Annotated in this window: 24 protein-coding genes; 7 read left to right on the top strand and 17 right to left on the bottom strand. The window is 59.0% G+C overall.

Going from position 1 to position 25,285, the window contains the following annotated elements:
* Positions 1-167 precede the first annotated feature (167 nt).
* The 3 genes from panB (at position 168) to glpK (ending at position 3,391) form a co-directional block, all read left to right on the top strand.
* Positions 168-1,007, top strand: coding sequence for a 3-methyl-2-oxobutanoate hydroxymethyltransferase (gene panB, locus AC2FI8_RS03755; RefSeq protein ID WP_496765633.1), 840 nt, complete (start codon positions 168-170; stop codon positions 1,005-1,007).
* On the top strand, positions 1,004-1,846 hold the full coding sequence (gene panC / locus AC2FI8_RS03750) for a pantoate--beta-alanine ligase (RefSeq protein WP_496765636.1): 843 nt from the start codon (positions 1,004-1,006) through the stop codon (positions 1,844-1,846). Before panB ends, panC begins: the two co-directional genes overlap by 4 nt.
* A 66-nt stretch (positions 1,847-1,912) precedes the next feature.
* A complete protein-coding gene (gene glpK, locus AC2FI8_RS03745; RefSeq protein WP_496777217.1) occupies positions 1,913-3,391 on the top strand; it encodes a glycerol kinase GlpK in 1,479 nt (492 codons plus the stop codon).
* Positions 3,392-3,404: 13 nt separating this feature from the next.
* Here glpK and smpB read toward each other — a convergent pair whose 3' ends face one another.
* The 10 genes from smpB to AC2FI8_RS03695 form a co-directional block, all read right to left on the bottom strand.
* Positions 3,405-3,881 carry an SsrA-binding protein SmpB gene (gene smpB, locus AC2FI8_RS03740; RefSeq protein ID WP_058272887.1) on the bottom strand — a complete coding sequence of 159 codons (477 nt, stop codon included), beginning with the start codon at positions 3,879-3,881 and terminating at the stop codon, positions 3,405-3,407.
* Between the two features lie 47 nt (positions 3,882-3,928).
* Positions 3,929-4,471, bottom strand: a complete 543-nt coding sequence (gene idi, locus AC2FI8_RS03735; RefSeq protein ID WP_496739495.1) for an isopentenyl-diphosphate delta-isomerase — start codon at positions 4,469-4,471, stop codon at positions 3,929-3,931.
* A 208-nt stretch (positions 4,472-4,679) separates the two neighbouring features.
* Positions 4,680-5,093, bottom strand: coding sequence for a c-type cytochrome (locus AC2FI8_RS03730; RefSeq protein ID WP_058272885.1), 414 nt, complete (start codon positions 5,091-5,093; stop codon positions 4,680-4,682).
* A 113-nt stretch (positions 5,094-5,206) separates the two neighbouring features.
* A complete protein-coding gene (locus tag AC2FI8_RS03725; RefSeq protein ID WP_496777215.1) occupies positions 5,207-6,220 on the bottom strand; it encodes a P1 family peptidase in 1,014 nt (337 codons plus the stop codon).
* Positions 6,221-6,301: 81 nt separating this feature from the next.
* On the bottom strand, positions 6,302-7,048 hold the full coding sequence (locus AC2FI8_RS03720; RefSeq protein WP_496777213.1) for an SDR family oxidoreductase: 747 nt from the start codon (positions 7,046-7,048) through the stop codon (positions 6,302-6,304).
* 60 nt (positions 7,049-7,108) lie between these two features.
* Positions 7,109-7,528 (bottom strand): alternative ribosome rescue aminoacyl-tRNA hydrolase ArfB, encoded by a 420-nt coding sequence (gene arfB, locus AC2FI8_RS03715; RefSeq protein WP_058272882.1) that lies wholly within the window; start codon positions 7,526-7,528, stop codon positions 7,109-7,111.
* Between the two features lie 263 nt (positions 7,529-7,791).
* Positions 7,792-8,436, bottom strand: a complete 645-nt coding sequence (locus AC2FI8_RS03710; RefSeq protein WP_496777211.1) for a queuosine precursor transporter — start codon at positions 8,434-8,436, stop codon at positions 7,792-7,794.
* A gap of 91 nt (positions 8,437-8,527) precedes the next feature.
* The gene (locus AC2FI8_RS03705) at positions 8,528-9,412 is read right to left on the bottom strand and encodes an esterase-like activity of phytase family protein (RefSeq protein WP_496765643.1); all 885 of its coding nucleotides are present in this window, start codon (positions 9,410-9,412) and stop codon (positions 8,528-8,530) included.
* Entirely contained in the window at positions 9,385-10,248 is an 864-nt protein-coding gene (gene mepA / locus AC2FI8_RS03700; RefSeq protein WP_496765645.1) for a penicillin-insensitive murein endopeptidase, read from the bottom strand. Before mepA ends, AC2FI8_RS03705 begins: the two co-directional genes overlap by 28 nt.
* Positions 10,245-11,612 (bottom strand): MFS transporter, encoded by a 1,368-nt coding sequence (locus tag AC2FI8_RS03695; RefSeq protein ID WP_496765647.1) that lies wholly within the window; start codon positions 11,610-11,612, stop codon positions 10,245-10,247. The genes mepA and AC2FI8_RS03695 overlap by 4 nt, the downstream gene beginning before the upstream one ends.
* 132 nt (positions 11,613-11,744) lie before the next feature.
* Between AC2FI8_RS03695 and AC2FI8_RS03690 the strand changes: the two genes are divergently transcribed.
* From AC2FI8_RS03690 to yaaA, 3 genes are all read left to right on the top strand, one after another.
* Complete coding sequence (locus AC2FI8_RS03690) at positions 11,745-12,035, top strand: YggT family protein (protein WP_108860000.1); 291 nt, start codon at positions 11,745-11,747, stop codon at positions 12,033-12,035.
* An 86-nt stretch (positions 12,036-12,121) separates the two neighbouring features.
* Complete coding sequence (recQ, locus tag AC2FI8_RS03685; protein WP_496765649.1) at positions 12,122-14,161, top strand: DNA helicase RecQ; 2,040 nt, start codon at positions 12,122-12,124, stop codon at positions 14,159-14,161.
* Between the two features lie 35 nt (positions 14,162-14,196).
* A complete protein-coding gene (yaaA, locus tag AC2FI8_RS03680) occupies positions 14,197-14,967 on the top strand; it encodes a peroxide stress protein YaaA (protein WP_496765650.1) in 771 nt (256 codons plus the stop codon).
* On the opposite strand, the gene AC2FI8_RS03675 is transcribed toward yaaA, so the two are convergent.
* Genes AC2FI8_RS03675 through AC2FI8_RS03665 form a run of 3 tightly spaced genes read right to left on the bottom strand, consistent with a single transcriptional unit; the run spans position 14,958 to position 17,645 of the window.
* Positions 14,958-15,170, bottom strand: coding sequence for a VOC family protein (locus AC2FI8_RS03675; protein WP_496777209.1), 213 nt, complete (start codon positions 15,168-15,170; stop codon positions 14,958-14,960). The two genes, yaaA and AC2FI8_RS03675, sit on opposite strands and share 10 nt — an antisense overlap.
* Positions 15,171-15,194: 24 nt before the next feature.
* Complete coding sequence (locus AC2FI8_RS03670) at positions 15,195-15,419, bottom strand: VOC family protein (RefSeq protein WP_496777208.1); 225 nt, start codon at positions 15,417-15,419, stop codon at positions 15,195-15,197.
* 24 nt (positions 15,420-15,443) lie between these two features.
* Positions 15,444-17,645, bottom strand: coding sequence for a response regulator (locus tag AC2FI8_RS03665; protein ID WP_496777207.1), 2,202 nt, complete (start codon positions 17,643-17,645; stop codon positions 15,444-15,446).
* A gap of 115 nt (positions 17,646-17,760) precedes the next feature.
* Between AC2FI8_RS03665 and AC2FI8_RS03660 the strand changes: the two genes are divergently transcribed.
* On the top strand, positions 17,761-18,606 hold the full coding sequence (locus tag AC2FI8_RS03660) for a 2-keto-4-pentenoate hydratase (protein WP_496777205.1): 846 nt from the start codon (positions 17,761-17,763) through the stop codon (positions 18,604-18,606).
* A gap of 4 nt (positions 18,607-18,610) precedes the next feature.
* On the opposite strand, the gene AC2FI8_RS03655 is transcribed toward AC2FI8_RS03660, so the two are convergent.
* Genes AC2FI8_RS03655 through AC2FI8_RS03640 form a run of 4 tightly spaced genes read right to left on the bottom strand, consistent with a single transcriptional unit; the run spans position 18,611 to position 25,285 of the window.
* Positions 18,611-20,650, bottom strand: a complete 2,040-nt coding sequence (locus tag AC2FI8_RS03655) for a hypothetical protein (RefSeq protein WP_496777203.1) — start codon at positions 20,648-20,650, stop codon at positions 18,611-18,613.
* Positions 20,647-23,409: a DUF4159 domain-containing protein gene (locus AC2FI8_RS03650; RefSeq protein ID WP_496777201.1), complete on the bottom strand. Its 2,763-nt coding sequence runs from the start codon at positions 23,407-23,409 to the stop codon at positions 20,647-20,649. The genes AC2FI8_RS03655 and AC2FI8_RS03650 overlap by 4 nt, the downstream gene beginning before the upstream one ends.
* On the bottom strand, positions 23,406-24,281 hold the full coding sequence (locus tag AC2FI8_RS03645) for a DUF58 domain-containing protein (protein WP_496765659.1): 876 nt from the start codon (positions 24,279-24,281) through the stop codon (positions 23,406-23,408). Before AC2FI8_RS03645 ends, AC2FI8_RS03650 begins: the two co-directional genes overlap by 4 nt.
* Positions 24,278-25,285, bottom strand: a complete 1,008-nt coding sequence (locus AC2FI8_RS03640) for an AAA family ATPase (protein WP_496777199.1) — start codon at positions 25,283-25,285, stop codon at positions 24,278-24,280. The genes AC2FI8_RS03645 and AC2FI8_RS03640 overlap by 4 nt, the downstream gene beginning before the upstream one ends.

Genomic DNA, 25,285 nt, shown 5'->3' with positions numbered 1-25,285 from the left:
AAATTACTCCCCATTGAAAATGGAAACCTGCGATTTTTTGGGCCGTACTGCACCCAACTTCCCTTTAAACCTTAGGTCATTCAAGGAAATGTTCGCGCAACCGGGGTTTCTATAGCCCGCTCCCATCTGTTATGCCGCGCTGCAACATGACAACCGGAGGAGCGACAATGAGCGCCACCGCCCGTAAAAAAGCCCCGAATGCGCAGGATATTCGCGCCCGCAAAGGCGGCGAGCCGCTGGTCAGTCTGACAGCCTACACCACGCCGATGGCGCGGTTGATGGATGATCATTGTGATTTCGTTTTGGTGGGCGACAGCGTCGGCATGGTGTTGCACGGGCTGGAATCGACGCTGGGCGTGACGATGGAGATGATGGTGATGCATGGTCAGGCCGTGTCGCGCGGTCTGGAAAGTGCGATGATGGTCATCGACATGCCCTTCGCCAGTTACGAGCATTCGCCTTCCGAGGCATTCCGGAACGCCGCCCGGCTGATGTCCGAAACCAGCGCAGGCGCGGTTAAGCTGGAAGGCGGCGTCGAAATGGCCGAGACCATCCGCTTTCTGGTCAAGCGCGGGATTCCGGTGATGGCGCATATTGGCCTGACCCCGCAGTCGATCAACACACTTGGCGGATACAAGGTTCAAGGTCGCGACGAACAGGCCGAGGCGGTTCTTGCCGACGCCCGTGCTGTGGCCGAGGCGGGCGCATTCTCGGTCGTTCTTGAAAAAGTACCGCAGAAGCTGGCCGATCAGATTACAGCGGAAATCGCGATCCCGACCATTGGCATCGGGGCCTCTGCCGGGTGCGACGGCCAGATTCTGGTTGTCGACGACATGGTTGGCTTTTTCACCGCCTTCAAACCGAAATTCGTCAAACGCTATGCTGAGCTTGGCCCATTGGCCGAAGCCGCCATCGCCGAATACGCAGCCGAGGTGCGCGCCCGAACATTCCCGGCGGACGAACACGTTTTTTCCGATCAGGCCCCGACCAAAGGACCCAAGACATGACCGCCCCAATCTTTCGCCGTCTGGCCGACCTGCGTGCCTTGACCTCGGAATGGACGCGGAAGGGTGAAGAGATCGGCGTGGTTCCGACTATGGGCGCGCTGCATCAGGGGCATCTGTCGCTGGTTGAGGCCGCCAAGGCAGGTTGCGACCGCGTGATCGTCACGATCTTTGTGAATCCCAAACAGTTCAACAACCCCGAGGATCTGGCAAAATACCCGCGCACCGAGAACGAGGATGCGCAGAAATTGGCCCCATACGGCGTTGATGCGATCTATGTCCCGGAACCCGAAGAGATTTACCCGCAGGGCTTTGCCACCACCGTTTCCGTCGCGGGCCTGACCGATGTGATGGAGGGCGAGTTCCGCCCCGGCCATTTCGACGGGGTTGCCACAGTTGTGGCCAAACTGTTCCTGCAAACGCAGGCAGATCGAGCCTATTTCGGAGAAAAAGATTATCAACAGCTGATGATTGTGACCCGAATGGCGCGCGATCTGAACATTCCGACCGAAGTTGTCGGATGCCCCACAGTGCGCGAGCCCTCGGGTCTGGCCATGTCATCGCGCAATCTGCGACTGACGCCCGAGGGGCTGGATATTGCCGCCCACAAAAACCGGATCATGCGGGAATTGGCAGCCGCCCTGAAAGACGGGGCGCCGTTTGATCCTTTGGCTGCTCAGGCCGAGATCGACCTACTGGCCGCGGGCTTCAAGCAGGTAGAATATATTCAACTGCGATGTGCCGAAACGCTGGAACCTCTCACCCACGCAAACCGCCCTGCACGCCTGTTTGCTGCGGCCTGGGCAGATGGCGTGAGACTGATCGACAACATTCCTGTCTGAACGTACTGGCACGTTCGTCATTGTTTGCGCTAAAGTCCCGCAAAACCAAAAGAGGGGGCATGAGGCGTGACCTACATTCTTGCCATTGATCAGGGCACCACATCATCGCGGGCAATTCTGTTCGACGCAGAAATGCAGCGCGCAGGCACCGCGCAGCACGAATTCACCCAGCACTTCCCGCAGGAAGGCTGGGTCGAACACGACGCAGAGGAAATCTGGGACAGCGTCCTGCGGGTTTGCCGCGAAGTTATGGACAGTGTCGGGGTAACCTCTGATCAGATCGCGGGCATCGGCATCACCAACCAGCGCGAAACAACAGTAGTTTGGGACCGCGCTACTGGCGCACCAATCCACAACGCGGTCGTCTGGCAGGACCGTCGTACTGCCGAGATATGCGCGCGTTACAAACAAGCCGGGTGCGAGGATGACGTGACCGCCCAGACCGGGCTGCTGCTGGACCCCTATTTCTCGGGCACCAAGGTTAAATGGTTGCTGGACACCGTGCCGGGAGCGCGGGACCGGGCCGAGGCCGGAGAGCTGATGTTCGGCACCATTGACAGTTTCTTGATCTGGCGCCTGACAGAAGGGCGCAACCACGCCACCGATGCCACCAACGCGGCGCGCACGCTTCTGTTCGACATCCACACGGGCGAATGGAGCGCCGAAATCTGTGATCTGCTGGACGTGCCGATGAACATGCTGCCCGAGGTGCATGATTGCGCCTCGGATTTTGGAAATACGACCCTGTTTGGGGGAAATATCCCGATTCTTGGTGTTGCCGGTGACCAACAGGCCGCCACCATCGGTCAGGCCTGCTTCCAACCCGGCATGATGAAATCCACCTATGGCACCGGTTGTTTTGCTCTGCTGAACACAGGGGATAAGCCGGTCGAGTCAAAGAACCGCCTGTTGACCACCATCGCCTATCAATTGGACGGTAAAAGAACCTATGCGCTGGAAGGGTCAATCTTTGTGGCCGGGGCTGCCGTTCAATGGCTGCGCGATGCATTGCAGATCATCGAATCCGCCCCGGAAAGTGGCGAGCTGGCCCAAAAGGCAGACCCGAACCAGCATGTCGTGCTGGTGCCCGCCTTTACCGGCCTCGGCGCGCCTTACTGGAAACCGGATTGCCGTGGCGCTGTGTTCGGTCTAACCCGGAATTCAGGCCGTGCCGAGTTTGCCAAGGCCACGCTGGAAAGTATCGCATATCAGACACGCGATCTGTGGCACGCCATGCAGGGCGACTGGGGTGCAGATACCGACGTCATCCTGCGTGTAGACGGTGGGGCCAGTGCATCGAACTGGGCGATGCAGGGATTGTCGGACTACCTTGGCGCCGAAGTCGACAGACCGGTTATGCAGGAAACCACCGCATTGGGCGCGGCCTGGCTGGCCGGTATGCGCGCAGGCGTTTATCCGGATCAACAGGGATTTGCGGAAACCTGGGCGCTGGATCGCCGGTTCGAACCGGAACTCTCCGCCAAAGAGCGTGATGCCGCCTATGACCGATGGAAACGTGCGGTATCAGCTGCGATGGCGTTCTGAGAGGTATGAAGGATCAGCTGTGATCCTTCATCAACCGTTGCTTTTGACGTGACCAGTCACGCTTGGCCTGGGTTTCGCGCTTGTCGTGGTTTTTCTTACCCTTGGCGATACCGATTTTGATCTTGGCCTTGCCCTTGTGGTTAAAATACAGAACCAGCGGTACCAGTGTCATGCCTTTGCGCTGGGTCGCGTTCCACAGGTTCGACAATTCCTTACGTGACACCAGCAGTTTGCGCCGGCGGCGTTCCTCGTGCTTGAACGATTTAGCCTGCTCGTAAGGGGCGATATAGCTGTTGACCAGCCACAGCTCGCCATCATCGACTGAGGCATAGCTTTCGGCGATGTTCGTCCCACCTACACGCAGGGATTTGACCTCGGACCCTTCCAGCATGATGCCGCACTCAAGATCGTCCTCGATTGCGTAATCGAAGCGTGCGCGCCGGTTTTCGGCGATGACTTTGTAATTCGGGTCTGTCTTTTGCTTAGCCATGACGCGTTGATCTATGCGGCTTGGGCGGCCCTTGCAAGGCGTAGCCGTCAGGAGGTGGCCGAGATAATCAGATCAGGTCCGAAAATCGTGTCGGCGTGATTGTGCAAATAGATCTTGAGCCACGGTGTAAATCGCTCGGGATAGCGCTGCACTTCGGCCAGAAGATCGTGGTAATCGATCCAGCGAATTTCCATGACCTCTTCCGGGTTGGGCTCAATCTTCAGCGGGCCGCGCACATGGGCCAGAAAGATGTCGACCACTTCGTGCTCGATCATGTTGTTGCCGACATCAGCGTGATACTCCAGCCGGTGACGGTATTCCGGGTAAAGCCCGGTAATTCCCAATTCCTCGCGCAGCCGGCGCACCGCGCAGACAGACGGTGTCTCACCCCAGTCGGGGTGGGTGCAGCAGGTATTCGCCCAAAGGCCAGGGGTATGATATTTGCCCAAAGCCCGACGCTGCATCAAAATTTCGGTCCCACGCACGACAAAGACAGACACCGCCTTGTGCCGCAGGCCTTTTTCATGCGCCTCAAGCTTGTCCACTGGGGTCAACTCGCCATCAACCCAGGCCGGGATCATGATTCCCATCTGTCGTCTCCTGCTGCCGATCCACCCGAAGGGCCGGAAATTCGAAATTGGCTGCCACCGGGTCGGCTTGGCTCTGCGAATTTATGCGTGCAATGCATGAAATACCGCGCGCTTTCAAATTGGCGCTGTTCAACGCAGTTATCAAGCGCACGAAAGGCCGCAGGGGCTGCGGCCTTTTGTAACCTCAAACGGTGTTTGGTCTGCGGTTTTATTCGCCAGAAACACTTACGATATAGGCGTAAACATCCTCGGCACCCTTCTTCAGCTTGAAGGTCATCTTGGATTTGGCCGAAGTTTCACCCAGATAGTCTTTCAGAAACGCCTTAGGGTCCTTTGCGTATTCAACGAATGTCGTTTCGTCCCAGACCAAACCGTTTTCACCAGCGGCAACGATGCTGTCACCATATTTGAACTCTTCAACGGTGCCTGCGGTCCGGCCTGCAATCCCATACAGGTTCGGACCGGTTTTACCTCCCTTTACGATGACTTCACCCTCAGGATCGGCAATCTGGTGACAGGATTTGCACTTGTTAAAAGTCTTCTTTCCGGCTTCGGCGTCACCTTCGGCATATGCGGGAAGGGCCAGAAGGCCGACGATTGCGGTCGCGAGAATGCGATTCATAGCTTTTGCTCCGATACGAATTGGCTGCACCGAATGGACCGTCGGCGCAAAAAAGAGTCAACGCGCAGATTGCCGCGCGAGGGCACTGTGCCACTGCGGCATATAGGCCGTCCTTAACTTAAGTCATGTAAGCCAGACCAACAGGGTAAAAGATCCCCCGCCGCTGGCGAGGCAAGAAATACGGCCCGCGCGATGGCCCGCGACAGACAGATCGAAGCCACATGACCAAGAAGCCCCAGTTCAGCCTCTGGAAGGTCGTGACTGCCTGTGCTGACGCCGAACACCAGATCGCCATCGCCTGGTGTGTGCGCGGGAACAATCGCCCGCGCGATCCCGTCATGGGCAGCCACCGCCAACCTATGGCATTGCGGCTTGGACAGCGCCGCGTCAGTGGCAACAATTGCGATGGTGGTGTTGGCCTTGTCCGGCTGGGCGGGTCGCATTGCTTTGGCCTTGCGACTGGTCAAGACACGACCAAGACCCGTGTTGGAATCAGGCCCTAATTCTCCGAATTCGTCGCCGATTTCAAACGGAGCGGCCCAGAAATGACGGTCACCCGGCGTGGTGACACTGCCGAGCGGATTGGCAGCAACCAATGCGCCAACCGTGACCCCGTTTTCCATCACAAACGAGGCGGATCCGAGCCCACCCTTTTGCATGGCAGCCAAGGCACCAGTCCCTGCGCCAGCAGTACCCAGATCGAACTGATCGGACGCTCTCTCGAATGCGTGACGCCCCAGCGCGCGATAGGGGTTCTCGGCCCAGGCTTTGTCGCCACCGTTAAGCAGGTCAAACAGGATCGCCCCCGGAACGATAGGGACCACGACATTGCCAACCTCAAACCCGCGGTGTTGCGCCCTTAGCGCGTCAGCTACCCCGGAACAGGCGTCCAGACCAAAGGCCGAACCACCGGACAGAACGATGGCATCTACGCGCGACACGGTTTTGTCAGGCGCAAGCAGGTCGGTTTCCCGCGTGCCCGGCGCACCGCCCATCACGTGAACGGAGGCCGTAAAGGGATTGGGTGCCGTCAGAACGGTTGCGCCGGATTTGAGCGCGTCATCCTGAGCGTTTCCAACCAAAAGGCCGGGAACATCAGTGATCAGGTTTCTGGGTCCGGAGGTCATTGCATTTTTAGATGCTGGAGCAGAAGAGCGCGCAGGCGCGCTGCCTCCGGCGGGGATATTTCTTGCCAGATGAAGAGCGGATCAGATGCAGCGGCCACCGTCGACCTCCAAAGCTGTGCCGGTGATCATGCTGGCCTCGTCGGAACATAAGAAACAGGCGGCGTTGGCCATATCCTCGGGTGTCGAGAAACGACCCAATGGGATGGTCGATAGGAACTTGGCGCGAACCTCGGGCGTATCCTCGCCCATGAAAGACTTGAGCAAGGGCGTTTCCCCTGCAACCGGGCAGATGGCGTTTACCCGGACACCCGATGGGGCCAGTTCGATCGCCATGGTCTTGGTTGCGGTGATCATCCAACCCTTGGAGGCGTTGTACCAGTTGAGATTCGGACGCGGCGACAGGCCAGCCGTCGAGGCCACGTTCAGGATTGCACCGGTACCACGCGATTTCATATGTGGAACCAATGCACGGGCCGTCAGATAGACAGATTTCATGTTCACGTTGAAAACGCGGTCGAAATCCTCTTCGCTCACATCCTCCAGCGGGGTGGGAAGGTGGGTGACGCCGGCGTTGTTGACTAAGATATCGAGATGCCCCAGTCGATCAAAGGCTGCGTCTGCCATCGCCTCAACCGATGCGCCGTTGGCCAGATCGACCTGATGTGCAAAGGCGTTCGGGCCCAATTGATTGGCCTGAACTTCGGCCGCATCACCGTTGATATCCGCGATCATGACGCGGGCACCTTCGGACAGGAACTTGCGCGCGATCCCGGCACCAAAGCCTGATGCGCTACCGGTCACGATTGCGGTTTTTCCCTCTAACCTCATGATCTTGTCCTTTTGCAGCTGCGCAAAATCAGAGTAGCGATGCGCCGCAAAGATACCAGATCAATCTTCGGGTATCTTACCGCGCAGGGCTTTGACGTCTGAGCGTGCCTTTTTGGAAGCCAGACGTCGCTTGACCGAGCCGTAGGTGGGTTTGGTGGCGATACGGCGCTTGGGTTTAACCATAGCGCGGGTGATCAGCTCGGCCAGCCGGTTGCGCGCGATTTCCCGGTTGCGCGCCTGGCTGCGGGTTTCGTCGCATTGAATGATGATCGCGCCCTCTTTGGTCCAGCGTCGCCCCGCCAGTCGCTTGAGCCGCGATTTGACGGGATCAGGCAAAGAAGGTGAGCGCGCCGCCTCGAACCGCAATTCGACGGCGGTGGACACCTTGTTCACGTTCTGCCCGCCGGGACCGGATGAGCGAACAAAGCTCTCGGTCATTTCCCAGTCTTGCAGGGTGATATCGTCGGTGATGCGCAACATGAGGCTGACCTTACAAGCCTGATCCAAAAACAAAAAGGGCCGCCCCGCATGGGACGGCCCTTCGAAAGCTCAGGAGGTTGGGTCGGTTAGATCAATCGACCAGCCGAAGCGAGCGCTCCGCCAAGGGCTGCCTTAACAGGCGATCCCCCCGGTTGTTCCAACACCTCTCTCCAATCCCTTTCTCGACATTGGATCACCTCCTTTCAATCTGTTTCCGTTACCCGGAATCGTGCCACGAGTTGCGCGAAACGCAAAGCACTTTTTTACGCGGGCTGGGCCGTCAGTCGCGCCACAATCACTTTGAACGGGATCAGCGCGATCAGGGCCAGCAACAGTTTTACCAGCCAATCCGCAAAGGCCAGCGATACCCATAGGGGTGCCATCGGGCCGGTCAGCATGAAGGGAACGGGTTCCCATGCCCAGCTGATTGCCGCGTCGGCGTCGGCACCAAAGATTGTGACAGAGGCCGAGAAGGCGATGGTGAAGAACAGCGCCGTATCCAGCGCTGACCCAACCAGCGTCGAGGCCAGCGGCGCACGCCACCAGCGACCGCCGCGCAGTCTGTTGAACACCGCAACATCGGTCAGCTGAGCGATCAGGAAACCGGTGCCCGACGCAACCGCGACCCGCAACGGTACGGCGGCATAGGTGAACCCGTCACCCTGCAAAATGATCTGGGTGCCGATCAGCGAGCAGATGATACCGGTGACGAAACCGGCGAATACCACCTTGCGGGCAGCCTGCACGCCGTAGACACGGTTCATGATGTCCGTGACCAGAAAGGCCACGGGGAAGGTAAAGGCACCCCAGGTCAGGAGGCCGTCCAGCAGAAGAAACTGGACCAGAATGTTCGAGGCCACAACAATGGTAGCCATGGCAATGATGCCGGGAATATAAGCGCGTTGCATTTTCAGATGCCCGTTTTGACAAGGTAGCGGCGACTTGGCCAAGGGACCGTCCCAAGGCAAGCCGCGCTTCTAGACCTTTGCTTTGGGCGAGTCAATCAGGCAGGGCATACTCGACCAGTTCAGTACGCTGCAGCGCCAGAAAATTGTCATCCGACACCATAGTGGCCCGCAAGCGGCCCTCGTCGTCGCGCCAGACAGACAAACCCTCGAGGTTGTCATGCGCACCGGTCCCAGTTTGGAACAGAACCTCTTCGGCGCTTGGGGTGTCACCGTCCAACTCCCATCGCCGCAGGCGCGAACGGAACCCGATCCAACCGACATCCCGTTCCAAAACGTAAAGTCTGCCATCCGGTCCGAAATCTGCTGCAACTGGCAGAAAGTCCCCCCGTTGCGGCAGAACGAAAGGCGTCGACCACGCCTGACCGTCCCACCGATAGACAGGGATATCACCCGTCGCTGTTCGATTTTCCTCGGGCATTGTGAAAAGGTGACCGCGTTGATCAATGGCCAACGCCTCAAGCGAGCCGTTGACCTCAAAGCCGTCAAACGCCTTGGGTCGCGGCAGAACCTGCGCTTTGGTCCCTGGCGCGGGGTAATATACCACGCGGTGGATGCCTTCGAACGAGACGAACAGAGCGCCATCGGGGGCAATGGCTATGCCTTCGGAATCCCCGGCCCGACCTGTCAGATGGCGCCCTCTGCTGGAAATAAGAGGCCAATTTTCAGTGATCTGAATGTCGGAAATTTCGTCATCGTTACGCTCGACCCGTGCGGTAATCAGTGTCGAACGATCGGTCATTCCAATCAAATGGCGGCCATCATCAGAGAGGTGGACGGCAGAAAACCCACCAAACCACTCGGCCGTGTGACGCCAAGTGAAACTGCCAAGGTGGTTGGGTGTCTTGAGATCAACTGCCCAAGCCGCCCCGGCCAGCAATACCGCGGCGATCAGTTGGATTGCAGAACTTGTGTGCATTGCTGAGGAAGATCGGCCAATCGATATTCACGCCGTTTCTTGGGCGCTGGGGCATTTGGGTCGGGTGGGGGTGGATTAAGAATGTTTTTCACCCATTGCTGCGCCTCGGCACAGCCATCCCCTTTTGGCGGAGGATCCTGATTAACGCAACCTTTAGAGCCGCGTGGGCATTTCAGACGGACATGGAAATGATAATGATGTCCCCACCAGGGCCTGATCTTGCGCAAATAGGCACGATTGCCCTTCTCGTTTTTACACATCTCAACCTTGGCGCCGGGAAAGACGAAAATTCGCGCAACACGTTTGTCCTTGGCCGCCGCACGCAGCACAGCATGGTGTTGTTTTGTCCAGTTACCGTTGACGAACGCGCCATTCGATCGGCGCAATGAAATCGACGAGATATTCTCACGCGCCTTGCGGCTTAAGCGCATGTTGTCGCCGGGCAGCATCCAGATATCGATGTCCAGACCCAGTTGATGGCTGCGGTGCCCGGATGTCATCGGCCCACCGCGCGGCTGGCTGATATCGCCGACATATAGCCCGTTCCACCCGGGCTGCTTTGCCGCGAACTTGCTGAGGTCCTGCACATAATCAATCGCCTCAGGATGTCCCCAATTGCGATTGCGTGACAGCCGCATCGCCTGCCATGTCGGTCCCGTTTCGGGCAATTGCACCGACCCTGCAGCGCATCCACGCGAATAACTGCCGAAGGCTGCCGATTTTTGCTGCGAACTTGCTTTCTGCGCCCCGAACAACTGCTTTGCCAGAGGCTGCGCCGTAGCAGTGTTCGTCAGAACAATCGCGGCCAGTATTGTCAAAAAACGTAATAAAATCATCTGCTCTGATCCCCTTCCGGTTTCACCCAGCGCATCAGTATTAGCCCCAGAATAAACAACAGAACGATGGGTGACACCCCCAGTCTTGCACTGCCGGTTACAGTTGTGGCTATTCCGATCAGCAGGGGGGCGGCAAAGGCTGTGGCACGCCCCGACAATCCATAAAGCCCAAAGCTTTCGACCGGGGCTTTGGGGTCGGTGTGACGCACCATCATCGAACGGCTGGCGGATTGAAGAATACCGCCCATACCGCCGATCAGAACCCCGCAGCCAAAGAACACCAGATCAGGCAGGCCGGACCCTTCGGGTAAAGACATGCCAAAGATCTGTGTGCGGTCCATCGACACGATGGTGATGCAAACAAAGATCAGCACCCAGATAGCCACCAAAATCACTGGCTTAGGGCCGTATTTCTTGTCCAGTTTACCGCCGACCCACGAAAACGCAGCCGCAGCCAGAACGCTGACGATACCAAAGACTCCGATCTTGATCAGGTCCCATTCCAGCACCAGTCGCGCATAAACACCGCCAAAGGTGTAAAGCCCGTTCAACGCGTCACGATAGAACATAGATGATCCAAGGTAGGTGGCCAGGCTGACCCGGTGGCGCAGATTGGAAATCGACTTGACCAACAGGCGCAGGGCGTCGCCCACATTGCCTTTTTTGTCGGTCGGCGCATCATCCCGGACCCAAAAGAAGTAGGGGATCATGAACAGAACGAACCAAACCGCCGTGAATGGCCCCACGAAACGTGTGCCCTGCTGCATTGAGGCATCCAGCCCAAACAGCGGATCCATCCCGATCAGGGTCTTGCCGTTGGCCTGCTCGACGAACAGCGCCAGCATGATCGCAAGTGAGATCAGCCCACCAAAATAGCCAAAGGCAAATCCTGACCCCGAAATCTCACCAACCTCATTTTCGTCCCCCAAATCGGGCAGCTGCGAATTGATGAAGATCAGAGCGTATTCCGCGCCAACAAAGCCCAGACCAAAGGCCGACAACATCAGCCACATATTCGACCCGTCGGGCATCGTGTACCAAAGCGCGGCGGACCCCACCGCATACATCACCGAAAACGCGAAAATCCATGGCATTCGGCGACCCGAAACATCCGCCATGGCCCCCATCAACGGTGCGCCAAAGGCGATGATCAACCCAATGATGGTCATGCAATTCGCCCACACCGTCTGCGCCCGCGCATCGGCCGCATCAGCATCCAGACCTGACGTCAGATAATACTCTGCCGCAACTCCGGCGAAGTAGGGACCAAAGACAAAGGTAACCAGCAATGTATGATACGGTTGACTGGCCCAGTCGAAAAACCACCAACCCCAAATGCGCTTGCGCTTGGAAATTTCTGCCATGACTGCCCCTGTTTATCGTTGTTTTCATAAGACGGGTCTTTGGCCTATTTCGCAAGGGTTCTGTTAGCGCACACTTGCTCTTTGCCGCGCTAGCTACTACCTCTCGCGAAACGTGACTTGGAGAATACGAATATGATGGCAATTTTCGGCCCGATCGACTTGGTATTGAGCATCGCCTATTGGTTCGTCTTGATTCAGGTCATAATGAGCTGGCTGATCAACTTTCAGGTTCTGAACCTTCACCAGCAATTCGTTGCCCAGATTTGGTACGGGTTGAATCGGATTCTGGAGCCGATTTATCGCCCTATTCGCAAAGTGCTGCCCGATCTTGGCGGCATCGATCTGACGCCACTGGTCGTGTTGATCATCATCATTTCACTGCGAAGCTACGTCCTGCCGGAACTCTTTCTGGCCCTGAGCTGAGTCTGATCCCTCTTGTTCACCGAATCTTAGTATGTGATTGTCCTGTCTTAAGAGCAGATAAACCTTAAAACAGGGCAACCCCGCACATGTTCGACGCCGCACCGATGCTGCGAGATGTCTTTGGATTCGACGACTTCCGTCCCGGGCAGGAAGAGATCGTCGATGCCGTGACCGCAGGTGAAAACGTGCTGGCGATCATGCCGACGGGCGGCGGTAAATCCCTGTGTTTCCAACTGCCTGCGTTGATGCGGGATGGCGTGACGGTGGTGATTTCCCCGCTGATCGCCCTGATGCGCGATCAGGTTCGCGGGCTGCAAGAGGCCGGCGTTGAAGCAGGTGCTTTGACCTCAGGCAACACGCCCGAAGAAACAGATGCCGTGTGGGAAGCGCTGGAGGCCGGGCGGCTCAAGCTGCTTTACATGGCCCCCGAACGTCTGGCGGCAGGGTCGGCGCTGGGGATGCTGCGCCGGATCAACGTCAGTCTGATTGCCGTGGATGAAGCCCATTGCGTCAGCCAGTGGGGCCATGATTTTCGGCCAGACTATCTGCGGATCGGAGAACTGCGCCGCACACTGGGCGTCCCCCTCGCCGCCTTCACCGCCACCGCAGATGCCGAAACGCAGGACGAGATCGTCGAGAAACTGTTCGACGGCACGCCCCCCAACAAGTTTCTACGCGGGTTCGACCGGCCCAATATCCACCTTGCCTTTGGGGCCAAGGATGGCCCCCGCAAACAGATCCTCGACTTTGCCAGTGCCCGAAAAGGGCAATCTGGCATCGTCTATTGCGGCACACGCAACAAAACCGAAGTGCTCGCGCAAGCCTTACGCGCGGAAGGTCACTCTGCCTGCCACTATCATGGCGGAATGGAGGCCGAGGATCGCCGTATCGTCGAAACCCGCTTTGCCCGCGAAGACGGGTTGATCGTGGTTGCCACCGTGGCTTTTGGCATGGGCATCGACAAACCCGACATTCGATGGGTCGCCCATGCGGACCTGCCTAAATCCATCGAGGCCTATTATCAGGAAATCGGTCGTGCGGGCCGTGACGGTGGCCCTGCCGAAACTCTGACCCTGTTTGGCCCCGACGATATCCGCCTGCGCCGCTCGCAAATCGACGAAGGGTTGGCCCCGCCAGAACGTCGCATGGCCGACCATGCACGCCTGAATTCTCTATTGGGTCTGGCCGAAGCATTGGTATGCCGCCGTCAGACTCTGTTGGGCTACTTCGGTGAACAGGCCGAACCTTGCGGCAAGTGCGATCTGTGTGACGCCCCGCCCGAAGTGTTCGATGGGACCACGCCCGTCCGCATGGCCTTGTCTGCAATCCTGCGCACCGAGGAATGGTTCGGCGCCGGCCACCTGATCGACATCCTGCTGGGCAATGAAACCGACAAGATCCGCGCGCGACGTCATGACCAACTGTCGACCTATGGGATCGGCAAAGAGTGGTCGCGCCCGCAATGGCAGGCCATCTTCCGACAGATGATGGGGCATGATCTGGTCCGCCCGGACCCCGAACGCCACGGCGCACTGCAAATGACCGAGGCTGCCAAGCCCATCCTGAAGGGTGAGGCCCGGATCAACCTGCGCAAGGACACATTGCGCAAGGCCGGACGCCGCCCGGCGGTCAAAATGATGGTGTCCGAGGAAGACGCGCCGCTGCTATCGGCCCTGAAGGCCAAACGGCGCGCTTTGGCCGAATCCGCACGGGTACCGGCCTATGTCATCTTCCCTGACCGCACGCTAATCGAAATGGCTGAGAAACGCCCCCTGTCTCTGGACGATATGGCCCGAATTGGCGGGGTCGGCGCAAAAAAGCTGGAACGTTATGGTGACACGTTTCTTGAAGTCGTCGCCGGTGAGGTTGAAGCCGTTCATCCCGCGCGCCGCAAATTGGCTGGCCGGGATCAGGGCGATATCTATGACCAGTTGCTTGAAGTGCAGTCGCAGCTGTCACGCGGTCCGGAGGGGATCGACAAGCCGCTAACCTGCTCGGCCTCGCAACTGGCCAAGGTCGCACAATTGCGGTCAGATGACCCGCGCGCAATGGAACATGTTCTGGGCGACCGCCGTCACGAAAGGTTTGGAGCCGCCTTTCTGGACGTGCTGCGACAGACGGACTAGATACGGCCCAGTACAGGCAAGGAAAGAGAGCGGATATGCTGGTAGTTATTTCCCCGGCCAAGCGGCTGGACTGGGCGGAACGGGATGTCGAAGTCACGCAGCCAGACTTTCAGGACGATGCCATCCGTCTGTCAAAAACCGCCCGAAATCTGACGTTGGGTGATCTGAAAAAGCTGATGGACCTAAGCGATGATCTCGCGCGCCTGAACCGCGACCGGTATCGCGCATTCTCAGACGCGCCCGAGGCGGATGTGACACGCCCCGCCGCGCTGGCCTTTGCGGGCGACACCTATCAGGGGCTCGAAGCTGCGTCGCTGGATGCCGAGGAGATGGCCTGGGCGCAGGATCATCTTCGCATTCTGTCCGGTCTTTACGGTGTGCTGCGCCCGCTGGATTCCATTCAGGCTTATCGGCTTGAGATGGGCAGCAAGCTAAAAACCCGCCGCGGAAAGAACCTGTATGAATATTGGCGCGATCAACTGAGCAAAGCGCTTAATGCGCAAGGTGCTGAGGTTGGATCGGACGTTCTGGTCAACTGCGCCAGCCAGGAATATTTCGGCGCAGTAGACCTTAAAGCACTGAAGCTGCGCGTTATCACCCCTGTTTTCATGGAAGACAAAGCAGGCACGCCTAAGATCGTGAGCTTTTTTGCCAAAAAAGCGCGCGGTGCGATGGCACGGTATGTCATTCAGCACAGGCTGGACGACCCCAAAGGACTGCTGGACTTTGACTCAGGTGGCTATAAATACCGCCCCGATTTGTCAGAAGAAAACAAACCCGTCTTTGTGCGGCCCTATCAGGCTTGATCTAACATCGACGGGTCATAGGCGACCAGTTCGACCGTATTGCCTTCGGGGTCTTCGGTGAAAATACCGCGCCAACCGATCCATCCGAACTGTTCGACCCGGTAGGGCTGGCCAAGGTGGTCATACCATCGCATCACAGCGTCTTGTTCGTCGAATGGCAGCGACAAAGCGATGTGATGCAGGGATGACGTGCCACCCGTCACCGGTTTTTGCGACCCGGTCGGGTGCTACCCTGGTCGCGGGGCAGCAGTGTGGTGAAACAGGGCCAGAACCTGCGTGTGGCCACCATATCCGGGCGCGATTTGGAAAAAGGTGATCGCGCTGTTGTGGTCACCGCTGAGACGCTCTAACCCGATCACGTTTTCATAAAACGCGACCATGGCGGCCATATCCGCGCAGCGGATGGCAATTTCACCCAGCGCGCGGGGCTTAAATCCACGATCTTCAGACATGAGTTCAATCTAGTCAGCCCAGATTTACTCTGCAATAACCGGGCAACAATCATCCGGCCTATGGGTCAGAACCATCTGGTGAATCGTTTGCTTTTGCAGCGGTTTGGTCAGGTAGTGATCCAGCCCGGCAGATAAGATTCCCTGATCGTCACCAGCCATCGCATGAGCCGTAAGGGCGACAATAGGAACATGACGGCCAGTCTCAATCTCACGGCGCCGGATTTCGGCTGTGGCCTGTTTGCCGTCCATTTTAGGCATCGAGATATCCATAAAGATAAGGTCTGGGTCAAACTCCTGATACGCCTGCACCGCTTCGATCCCGTTGCCGGCAAAGCGCAGGTCGATGTTCAGATCTTTGACCATCTTCTTAAGGATCAGTTGATTGGTCCGGTTATCTTCGGCCGCCAGAACTCGCATGATACGCTGCGTTCCTTCACATGCGGGTTGGTTAGGTGCCTGATTGATCGGTGCGGTCTCCGAAAGCGACTCAACGCCCTGTGGGTGGCCAAGCGCTTTCAGGCGCGCGTATAGCTCAGCCCTGGGGATCGGCTTTTGTAGAACGCCTTCGATCAGGTGGCGCGCGGGGTGGGCGTGAATGACACCGGGATTGGCCGACATCACGACAATCGGCAGAGCGCCCCACCCCCTGTCTTTCAGCAGGACAGCCAGCTCAAGCCCGTCCATGTCGGGCAGGTCATGATCGCACAGCAGAAGGTCCACACTGTCGTTCAGCGCCGTCAGCGCCTCTCGCCCCGACGTGCAAACGGTGACCTGAACCCCCAGCCGCCCTAGCTGTTTGGACAGGATCGCGCAGTTGGCGGCCAAATCCTCGACGATCATCACATGGCGCAGGCGCCCGTCAAGATCGGGCGGGGCAGGTTGCGGGCCTTCAGCGGTCGGCAGTGAGACACGAAAGCCAAAGCAGGACCCCTGCCCCGGCTCGCTATCCACCCAGATAGCACCGCCCATTAATGTGATCAGTCGCTTGGTAATGGCAAGGCCCAGACCGGTCCCCTCAAAGGCCCTGTTCCGTTCGTCTTCGACCTGATTGAATTCACCAAAAATGTGCCCGATCTTGTCTTCGTCGATGCCGATGCCGGTATCTTCGATTGCAACATGCACGTCGCAGGATTGGGTATCCGGGTTCGGCACACCGGTGACACGGATCAGGACATGGCCCTCGGACGTGAACTTGACCGCATTGCCGACGAGATTGGTCAAAACCTGCCGGACCCGCCCCGGATCGCCGACAAACAATGTTGGCAGGAACAGATCGTAATCCACCAGCAACGAAAGCCCCTTGTCCCGAACGCTGGGTTGCAGCAGCATCGCGACTTCAAGAATGCAGCGTTCAAAGTCGAACTGTTCCGGGTGCAGGGTCAGCTTGTCAGCCTCGATCTTGGAATAGTCCAGGACGTCGTTGATAATCACCAGAAGCGCCTCGCCCGAGTTGCGGATGGTGTTCAAATACAGCCGTTGTTCTTCATCCAAAGGTGTTTCAGTCAGCAATTCCGTCATGCCCACGATGCCGTTCATCGGGGTTCGGATTTCATGGCTCATATTGGCCAGAAAGGCCGATTTGGCGCGGTTTGCCGCCTCGGCCCGTTCACGAGCAGAGGTCAATTCGGCCTCATGGCGCACGGATGCCGAGATGTTCAGGGCCAGACTCACCACGTCGCCACCATGACCGCGCTGGTCGATTAGCTTGATGTAATGGCCGTTCCACAGCCGGATAACTTCGGGCTGTGGATGCGGCATGGCCCATCTCTGCAGCATTCTATCGCGCCAGCCGGGCGTCGGCTCGGACCCAAGATCAATCAGCCCCTCGGTCGTCAGAATCTCAAGAATCCTAGGATAGGTTACACCCGGCGCAACCTCTTCCAGCCCGTCAAAGACGCTTAAGTAAGCCGCGTTTGCCCCGATCAGGCTACTTTCCTCGTCAAAGAACGCGAATCCATCCTGAATAGTTTGGATTGAATGCCACAGGCGGCGCTCGGCCACCTCGACCTTGGCGTTGGCGACCGTCAGATCGGATTTGACCTTTTCATTTTCACCCCGGACCGTTTCAACCTCGGCCTGGGTTTCACCGATCCGCTTGGTCAATGCCATCGCATGCAGGCCCAGTTTGCGGTTTGCAGCCGACAGCTCTGCCTGTTTCATTTCCAACAACCGCTCGGCCGCCAGACGTGCGCGCCGTTCCTGTGACAGTTTTCCTGCAAGACTCATCTTTGGTGTTTCCGGGACAATCTGCGTCCAGCATCCGGACAGAGAGTGAAGAACTGTTTAAGCCGTTGCCCAATGATCGAACCTCATGCCACTCTTGCCAAAACGGAGGTGTGATATGCGATGTTTCTTCGGCGCGTTGTTGGCCTGTGGCGTATTTGCTCATCCTGTGGCGGCGGGCTGCGCAACGGATGATCAGATCGATCGGTTCATCGCGGATTACCTCTCAGCTTCGCCCACACCTGCCCTTTCATCTGATGGCACAATGAATGACGCGCTGTGCACGCAAGCGCTCATAGTGTCCGCATTAGAGCCACATTTAGGGCCGGTCATCGGCTACAAGGCCGGTTTGACCAGCGCACCGGCACAAGAAAGATTTGGCGCATCCGAACCGGTTCAGGGCGTATTGTTCCGCGACATGATGCTGGATGACGGCGCGACCGTTCCATCAGACTGGGGTGCGCGACCGGTATTTGAGGCCGATCTGGTGCTGGTTGTTGGCACTGCGGATATCAATCAGGCCACGTCGCCAGAGGAGGTGCTGCAAGGCGTCTCAGCCATCCGCCCGTTTATCGAACTACCGGACCTGACCTTTGCCGAGGGTGAACCGATTACTCCGGTCACGCTGACAGCAATTGGCGTTGCTCCGAAACTGGGCGTTTTGGGAGCAGAAATCCCTGTGTCCGATCCGGCAGCTATGGTGCAGGCCTTGGCTGATATGACCGTCACCCTCCGCGCCGCAGATGACGAGATTCTGGCGCAGGTACCGGGCACAGCGGTACTGGGGCATCCGGCCAATGCCGCCCTTTGGCTGATGTCCAAAGGGATTGAATTTCAACCGGGGGACTTGATTTCCGTCGGATCATTCGGGCCGTTATTCCCGCCTGCAAAGGGTAAAGGCGGGGCATCAGTGTCTTACGACGGCTTGCCCGGCAATCCCACGGTCAGCGTGGTGTTTGACTGACCTGTCACCGTCCCTCGCGCAGCCAGCCCGCCAGAAGGAACCCGCCCGCCAGCAGCAATACAAGCCAAGGTGGCAATAGCCCGGCCTGCGTCACGTCACGTGTTTCATAGGCGTCGCGCGGGGTCAGACCGATCCATCCGCGCCCTGATGCGGGACGCCCGGCACGTACGTTGCGGATCGACGGCAAACGCTCCTCCAAACGCACTGTACCGCCGCGCAATTCTGCCGTCACAGGTTCCAGAACCTCGGCCGTTGCGATCGTACGTTCGAATTCCTTGGGTGCCGCGGGGCCAAGCCCGATGACGGTGGATTGTTCCCCTTCCTGAAGGCGATAGAGGCCGATTTCCGGCCCGAAATACTGTGCTTCGAACCGCCCCGGCGAGACCTCATCCAAGGTAATTTCGACCGTTTCGCCGTTCGGGCGGGTTACGGTTACCGGCCCGACCTCATCCCCAAGCGTCTGACGGATGATGCGCATCACCTGACCATTGGCCTCGGCCCACAAGGCCTCTTCCTCGAGCTCGGGCTCTTTCATCATCCAATGCGCCAATCGGCGCAGCAATTCCAGCTGCGGTCCGCCACCTTCGAATCCCCGGCTCCACAACCAGGCATGGTCCGAGGCCAGCAGCGCCACGCGCCCTTCGCCAACACGGTTGAGCACCAACAGGGGCCGGTCATCCACGCCCGTCATTAACACCTCACCCGTGCGGTGATTTACGTCGATCTGGCGCAGCCAAGCACCCCAGTTATCCGAGTCGCCAAGGTCCGTCGTGACCGGATGGCGATGCCCCAGGTCGGTGACCATCGGTACATAGCGTTCCTCGATCACCCGCGCAGTGGGTTGCGCAGGCAGGATCGGTGCCAAGGGTGAGCGGAAGATACTGTCGGCGCTGGCGAAATCCGGTCCGGCGGCAACAAGAACGGCACCACCCTCGTTGATATAGTTGGTGACATTGTCCAGATAGATCGCCGGCAGGATGCCGCGCCGCTTGTAGCGGTCAAAGATGATCAGGTCGAAATCGTTGATCTTTTCCAGAAACAGCTCGCGCGTCGGGAAGGCGATCAGTGACAATTCATCCACCGGCACCCCGTCCTGCTTTTCAGGGGGGCGCAGAATGGTGAAATGCACAAGATCCACAGAACTGTCGGATTTCAGCAAGTTGCGCCATGTTCGCCCGCCCGGATGCGGCTCTCCGGACACCAGCAACACGCGCAGCCGGTCGCGGACGCCGTTCATCTGGATCAGGGCGGTGTTGTTACGGTCGGTCAGTTCGCCCTCAGCCTCTGGCACGGTGAATTGAATCACGTTGCGCCCGCCGTGAGGCAGCGTGATCGGCAGCTCAACATCAACACCAATGGGAATCGTAAATTGTTCGGCTTCGGCCCCGTCGACCGAAATTTCGAGCGGCGCGGTCGAGGCCCCAGTGGGTGCTGCACCGCTATCCTCAACCCTTAGGGTCAAGATAACGGGTTCATCAATAATGGCAAAGGCAGGCGCATTGCGGACGATCAGACGGCGATCCCAATCCGTTTTGCGCCCTGTCTGCAAAAGATGCATGGGCGCGGGCAGATCGGGGGCCTGATCGGCATCATGCACGATGCCGTCCGACACCACTAAAATGCCCGCGATCCGTGCGCGTGGTTCTTCGGCCAACGCTTCGTTCAGGGCCGCCATAACTTGGGTGCCTTCGTCCCCGTCTCCGTCACCTACGCGAATGCGGCGCAGTTCAGTATTGTCACGGGATTCAATCTCGGCCGCCAATTCCTTTGTGGCCTGTGCAGTCTGGTCCGCCCGGTCCGAAAGAGTCTGACTTGCGCTTTCATCCTCGATCATCAGAACGATATCGGTCAGCGGCGCGCGATCTTCGATCTGATAGACCGGACCTGACAGCGCAGCGATCAAAACCAGCGCCGCCAAACCGCGCAAAGCCCAGCCAGACAAACCGCGCCACAGGGCCAGAACAACCCCAGCAACAGCAATCGCCACCACGATGGCGAGAATGGGCCAAGGGATCAGCGGGTCGAAGATGACGGTTCCAGTCATTGTCCCAACCTGTCCAGCAAGGCAGGCACGTGCACCTGATCTGATTTGTAGTTCCCGGTCAGCACATGCATCACCAGATTGACACCAAAGCGGTTTGCAAGCTCACGCTGCCGCTCACCCGCATACCCGCGGCCAACCGGCAGTAGTGCCTGACCGTTGCGATCAATGGCCCAGGCCGCACCCCAGTCATTGCCGCCGATCACCACTGGCGTCACGTTATCATTGAGGTTGCGGAACGGCATGCCTTCGATCTGTTCGGCATCCATGGGTGCCGCCTCGACCCAAACTTCGGTGCCCGCGTAGCGACCCGGGAAATCCTGCAAAAGGTAGAAGGCACGGGTCAGGACATGGTCACGCGGAACAGGCTCTAACGAAGGGATATTCAGCGGGGCCGCGATCTGTTGCAGCTTGCGCCCATTCGGGCTGGCCGCCCCAAAGCGTGCCACATCCGCATCACGCGTGTCGAATAGGATCATTCCACCCGAACGCAGGTAAGCGTTGAGCTTGGCATAAGCCTCAGCCGACGGTTGCGGCTGGTCGGGTGAGATCGGCCAATAAAGCAGCGGGAAAAACGCCAACTCGTCCCGTTCCAGATCCACGCCAATGGGTTTAGCAGGTTCTACCGAGGTTCGAAAAAACAACGTCTGAGCCAATCCGCGCATTCCTGCAGCCGCAATATCGTCAACCTGCTGATCACCCGTCAGAACATGCGCCAGAACCAATTCCTGTGTGGCGCTCAACGCGAAATCTGTACTTTCGGGCGTTTGCGCCTGTACTTCGGGCACCAGCAAAATCGCCCCCAGTGCGACAGCCGCTGCTCTGGCCAAACCAAGGCGACCGGACAACGCCAACGAGGCGATGACGTCAATCGTCAGTAACAACAATGCAAGGCTCAGCAGGATGCCCCCAATGGGTGTTTCGGTGCTGACCTCCTGGCCCTTGATCGGAACATCCGACGGCCAGACCGCTGGGCTGAGAACCGTTTCATCGGACAGAACGTTGCGTGCCAATTTCTGTTTGCCGCTTTCGTAAAGGCCGGGTCGCAGATCGGGACCGATCTGACCGGCCACAAGCTCAACACCATCGACGCCCGGTAGATTTCCGGCATCAGACAGAACACCAAAGCCATCCATAACCTGAATCGGTTCCCACGTGGTGCCTTGCAACTGTGACTCCTGCCGCGATTTCGCCGCTGATGACACCGCCAGCCGGTCCAACATTTCAACAAAAAGCCCAGACAAGGGAAGGCTGGACCATTCTGCATCTGCCGTCACATGGAACAGTACCACCTGCCCCAATCCCAACGCTTTGCGCGTCACCAAGGGCGTGCCATCCGAAAGTGAGGCAATGACCCGATCCGCCAAATTAGGGTCTGGTTGCGCCATGACCTGCGTGGTCACTGTGACATCTTCCGGTACCTTCAATCCATAAAAGGGCGAGTTTTCCGGGAAAGGTGCCAGCCCTTTGGCTTCGCCCCAACTCATCGCGCCACCGACCGAGCGTCCGCCGCTGCGCAGGCGCACCGGCAACAGGGTGTCCTCGGCATCCCGGCCAAGATCGCTGGCCGCCATCCGCGGACCAGCAAAGCGCAGCAGCAAACCGCCCTGTTCCACCCATTCGACCAGCGCCGCCTGTTCGGACCCGGCCGGTTTCGCCACATCGGCCAGCACGATCACATCTGGATTGGCGGGCAGGACTTCCAGCAATCCGCCATCGACGAAGTCCGCCGTAGGGGTCAGAACTTGCGTCAGGTAATGCAACGGCGACAACAGCTCTAACCCTTCGCGGTTCAGAGATCCGGCAATCAGGGCGACTTCGCGTCGCCGCAAGCTGTCATCGGTCAGCGTGACGGCCCCTGCCGAACGTTCACCCTGAATCTCGAACCGGGTGATGCGCGCGCGCAGTTCGGAAGGCAGCGACAGTTCTACCTGCGCCTGTGTCTCGCCGCTGGCAAACTCCATCTCGGCCGATTGCAGAACACGCATTGCACCGGCGGGGTCACGCCCCTGAGCCAGTATCGTGACGCGATCTGCCGGACCGGGTTCCGCCCGTTGCGCGGACAATTGAATGACCCCGTCCTGGTATGTAGCAGGCAGAATCGCAACCGCAGGCGACGGGGCCTGATAGACTGTCACATCACCGCGCGCGCGCAGGGCAGACAGGATCGCCTCGTGCCCCTCGTAGGTTAAGCGATCGCTGAACCAATGGGTGTCAAACCCTCCGTCCACCTGATCCATGGCAGCCAGCGCCATATCGACTTGCGCCGGGGTCGGTTGCCACGGTGTCGGGGTCAGCCCGGGTAAACGGCCGCGCCATGCTTCGGCGGCTTGAAAAACGGGGGTTTCAGGTTCGGTCAGGCGCAGGATGGCCACGGTGCGCCCCGCGCGCCCGGCCTCGGTCAGCTGCACATCGATCTGATCCAGCGTCGTTGACCAGCGGGTCGCCCCGGCCCAGCTGGCATCCAGAACCAGCAGCAACGGACCTGAACCTGCCTGATCGCGCGAGGGGTTCAGGACCGGTCCGGCCAATCCAATGATAATCGCCGCCGCCGCCAGCATGCGCAGCAACAACAGCCACCATGGGGTGCGGTCAGAAACGCTTTCGTCATCCCTCAACCCCAGCAGCAGCGTCACCGCCGGGAACAACCGACGGATCGGCGCGGGTGGCACGGCACGCAGGATTAGCCACAGGATCGGCAGGGTCAAAAGACCCATCAACACCCACGGTGCGGTAAAGCCAATTCCCGCCAAAACCGTCATCCCGTTCCCCCATCCAGCGCACGATAGAGCCACAACAGAGCTGCTTGCGCACTGTCACCGGTGTGATGCAGCCCCAGCTGCCAGCCCGTTGCGCGGCACAAATGGGTCAGCGCATCCTTGCGTTTCGCAAGTCGTTCCAGATACCGCTCGCGCAGTTCTCCGGCCTTTAGGGTTTCGTGTCGGACAGACCCGCCGACGCTTTCAAAGATCGTGCGCCCCCGGTACGGAAAGGTCTCTTCTCCGGGATCGAGAACCTGCAGGACCAAACCCCGCACCCCCCGGTCGGCGGCTTTGGTCAGGGCCAGTTCGACCTCGTCCAGCGGACCAAGGAAATCGGAAATGAAAACGGCGCGGGCATGCGGAATCATGGCGCGGTGTTCGGGTGGCGCATAGTCGCTCTCAGCATCCTCGGACCACGCTTCTGCCAGTCGGATGATCTGAGCATTACCGCGTCGCGGCGGCAGGGTCGTACCAGTCAAACCGACACGCTCACCCCCGCGCACCAGCAGGATCGCGGTTGCCAACCCCAGCAGACGAGCGCGGTCGGCCTTGGTAGGCAGGTTCTTGTGAGACGCAAACCGCATCGACGCGCCCTGATCGACCCACAGCATTACCGATTGCGCAATCTGCCACTCGCGTTCACGCACAAATTGCTGATCGCCCCTGGCAGAGCGCCGATGGTCGATCATCCGGCGGCTGTCGCCGATCTGAGCAGGGCGATATTGCCAGAAATCGTCACCAAGCCCCGCGCGGCGTCGACCGTGATCGCCCAGCAGAACCGTACCGGCCAGCTGCTCGGCCCGCGCCAAGAGCGGCGGCAGCCGGGACGCCTCGGCCTCAGATCTTTCGCGAAGGGTCAGCGCGGCATTCACGCCGCAGCCTCGGTGCGCACCAGACCGGCGGCGGTGGACGCAATCAAGTCTGCGAGGCTGTCACCGCGCGCCCGCGCCGCAAAGTTCAAGGCCATCCGGTGGCTAAGCACCGGGCGGGCCACGTCCAGCACGTCCTCGGCATTCGGCGCCAATCGCCCTTGCAGCATCGCCCGTGCACGCACCGTCATCATCAGCGCTTGTGCTGCACGGGGGCCGGGGCCCCAAGCCACGGTTTCAGCGACACGTTCAGAAACACCCGCCTCTTCGGGGCGGAAGGCGCGGACAAGATCGAGGATCAGTTCCACAACCGAGTCCCCGACCGGCATCCGGCGCAACAGGGTCTGAGCGGCCAACAGCTCTTCCTTGCTGAAAATCTCGTGCGCTTCGTCCTCTTCCACGCCAGTCGTGGCCAAAAGAATATCGCGCTCGGTCTGGCGATCGGGATAATCCACGTCTATCCGCACCAAAAAGCGGTCCAGCTGCGCCTCGGGCAGTGGATAAGTACCCTCTTGCTCGATCGGGTTTTGCGTCGCCAATACGTGGAATGGTTCACCCAGATCGCGGTCTTCGCCAGCCACAGTCACAGTGCGTTCCTGCATCGCCTGCAAAAGCGCTGATTGAGTCCGGGGGCTGGCGCGGTTGATTTCGTCCGCCATCAGCAGCTGGCAGAAGATCGGACCGGAAATAAAGCGAAAGTGGCGGCTGCCATCCTCGGCTGTGTCCAGAACCTCGGACCCCAGAATATCGGCGGGCATCAGATCAGGCGTGAACTGGATGCGGTTACCGTGCAGACCCATCACGGTCGACAGCGTTTCAACCAGCCGCGTCTTGCCAAGCCCAGGCAGGCCGATCAGCAGGGCGTGCCCACCGCACAATAGCGCGGTCAGCGTCAGGTCCACGACCCTTTCCTGTCCGATAAAGCGACGGGTGATCGAGGCCTTGGCCTCTTGCAGTTTGATTTCCAGCGCTTCGATCTCGGACACGAGGTCGGCAGGTTCGGTCAT

The organism is Ruegeria sp. CDSB029 (genome assembly GCF_059611125.1).
This window is presented reverse-complemented; position numbering and strand designations above follow the sequence as displayed.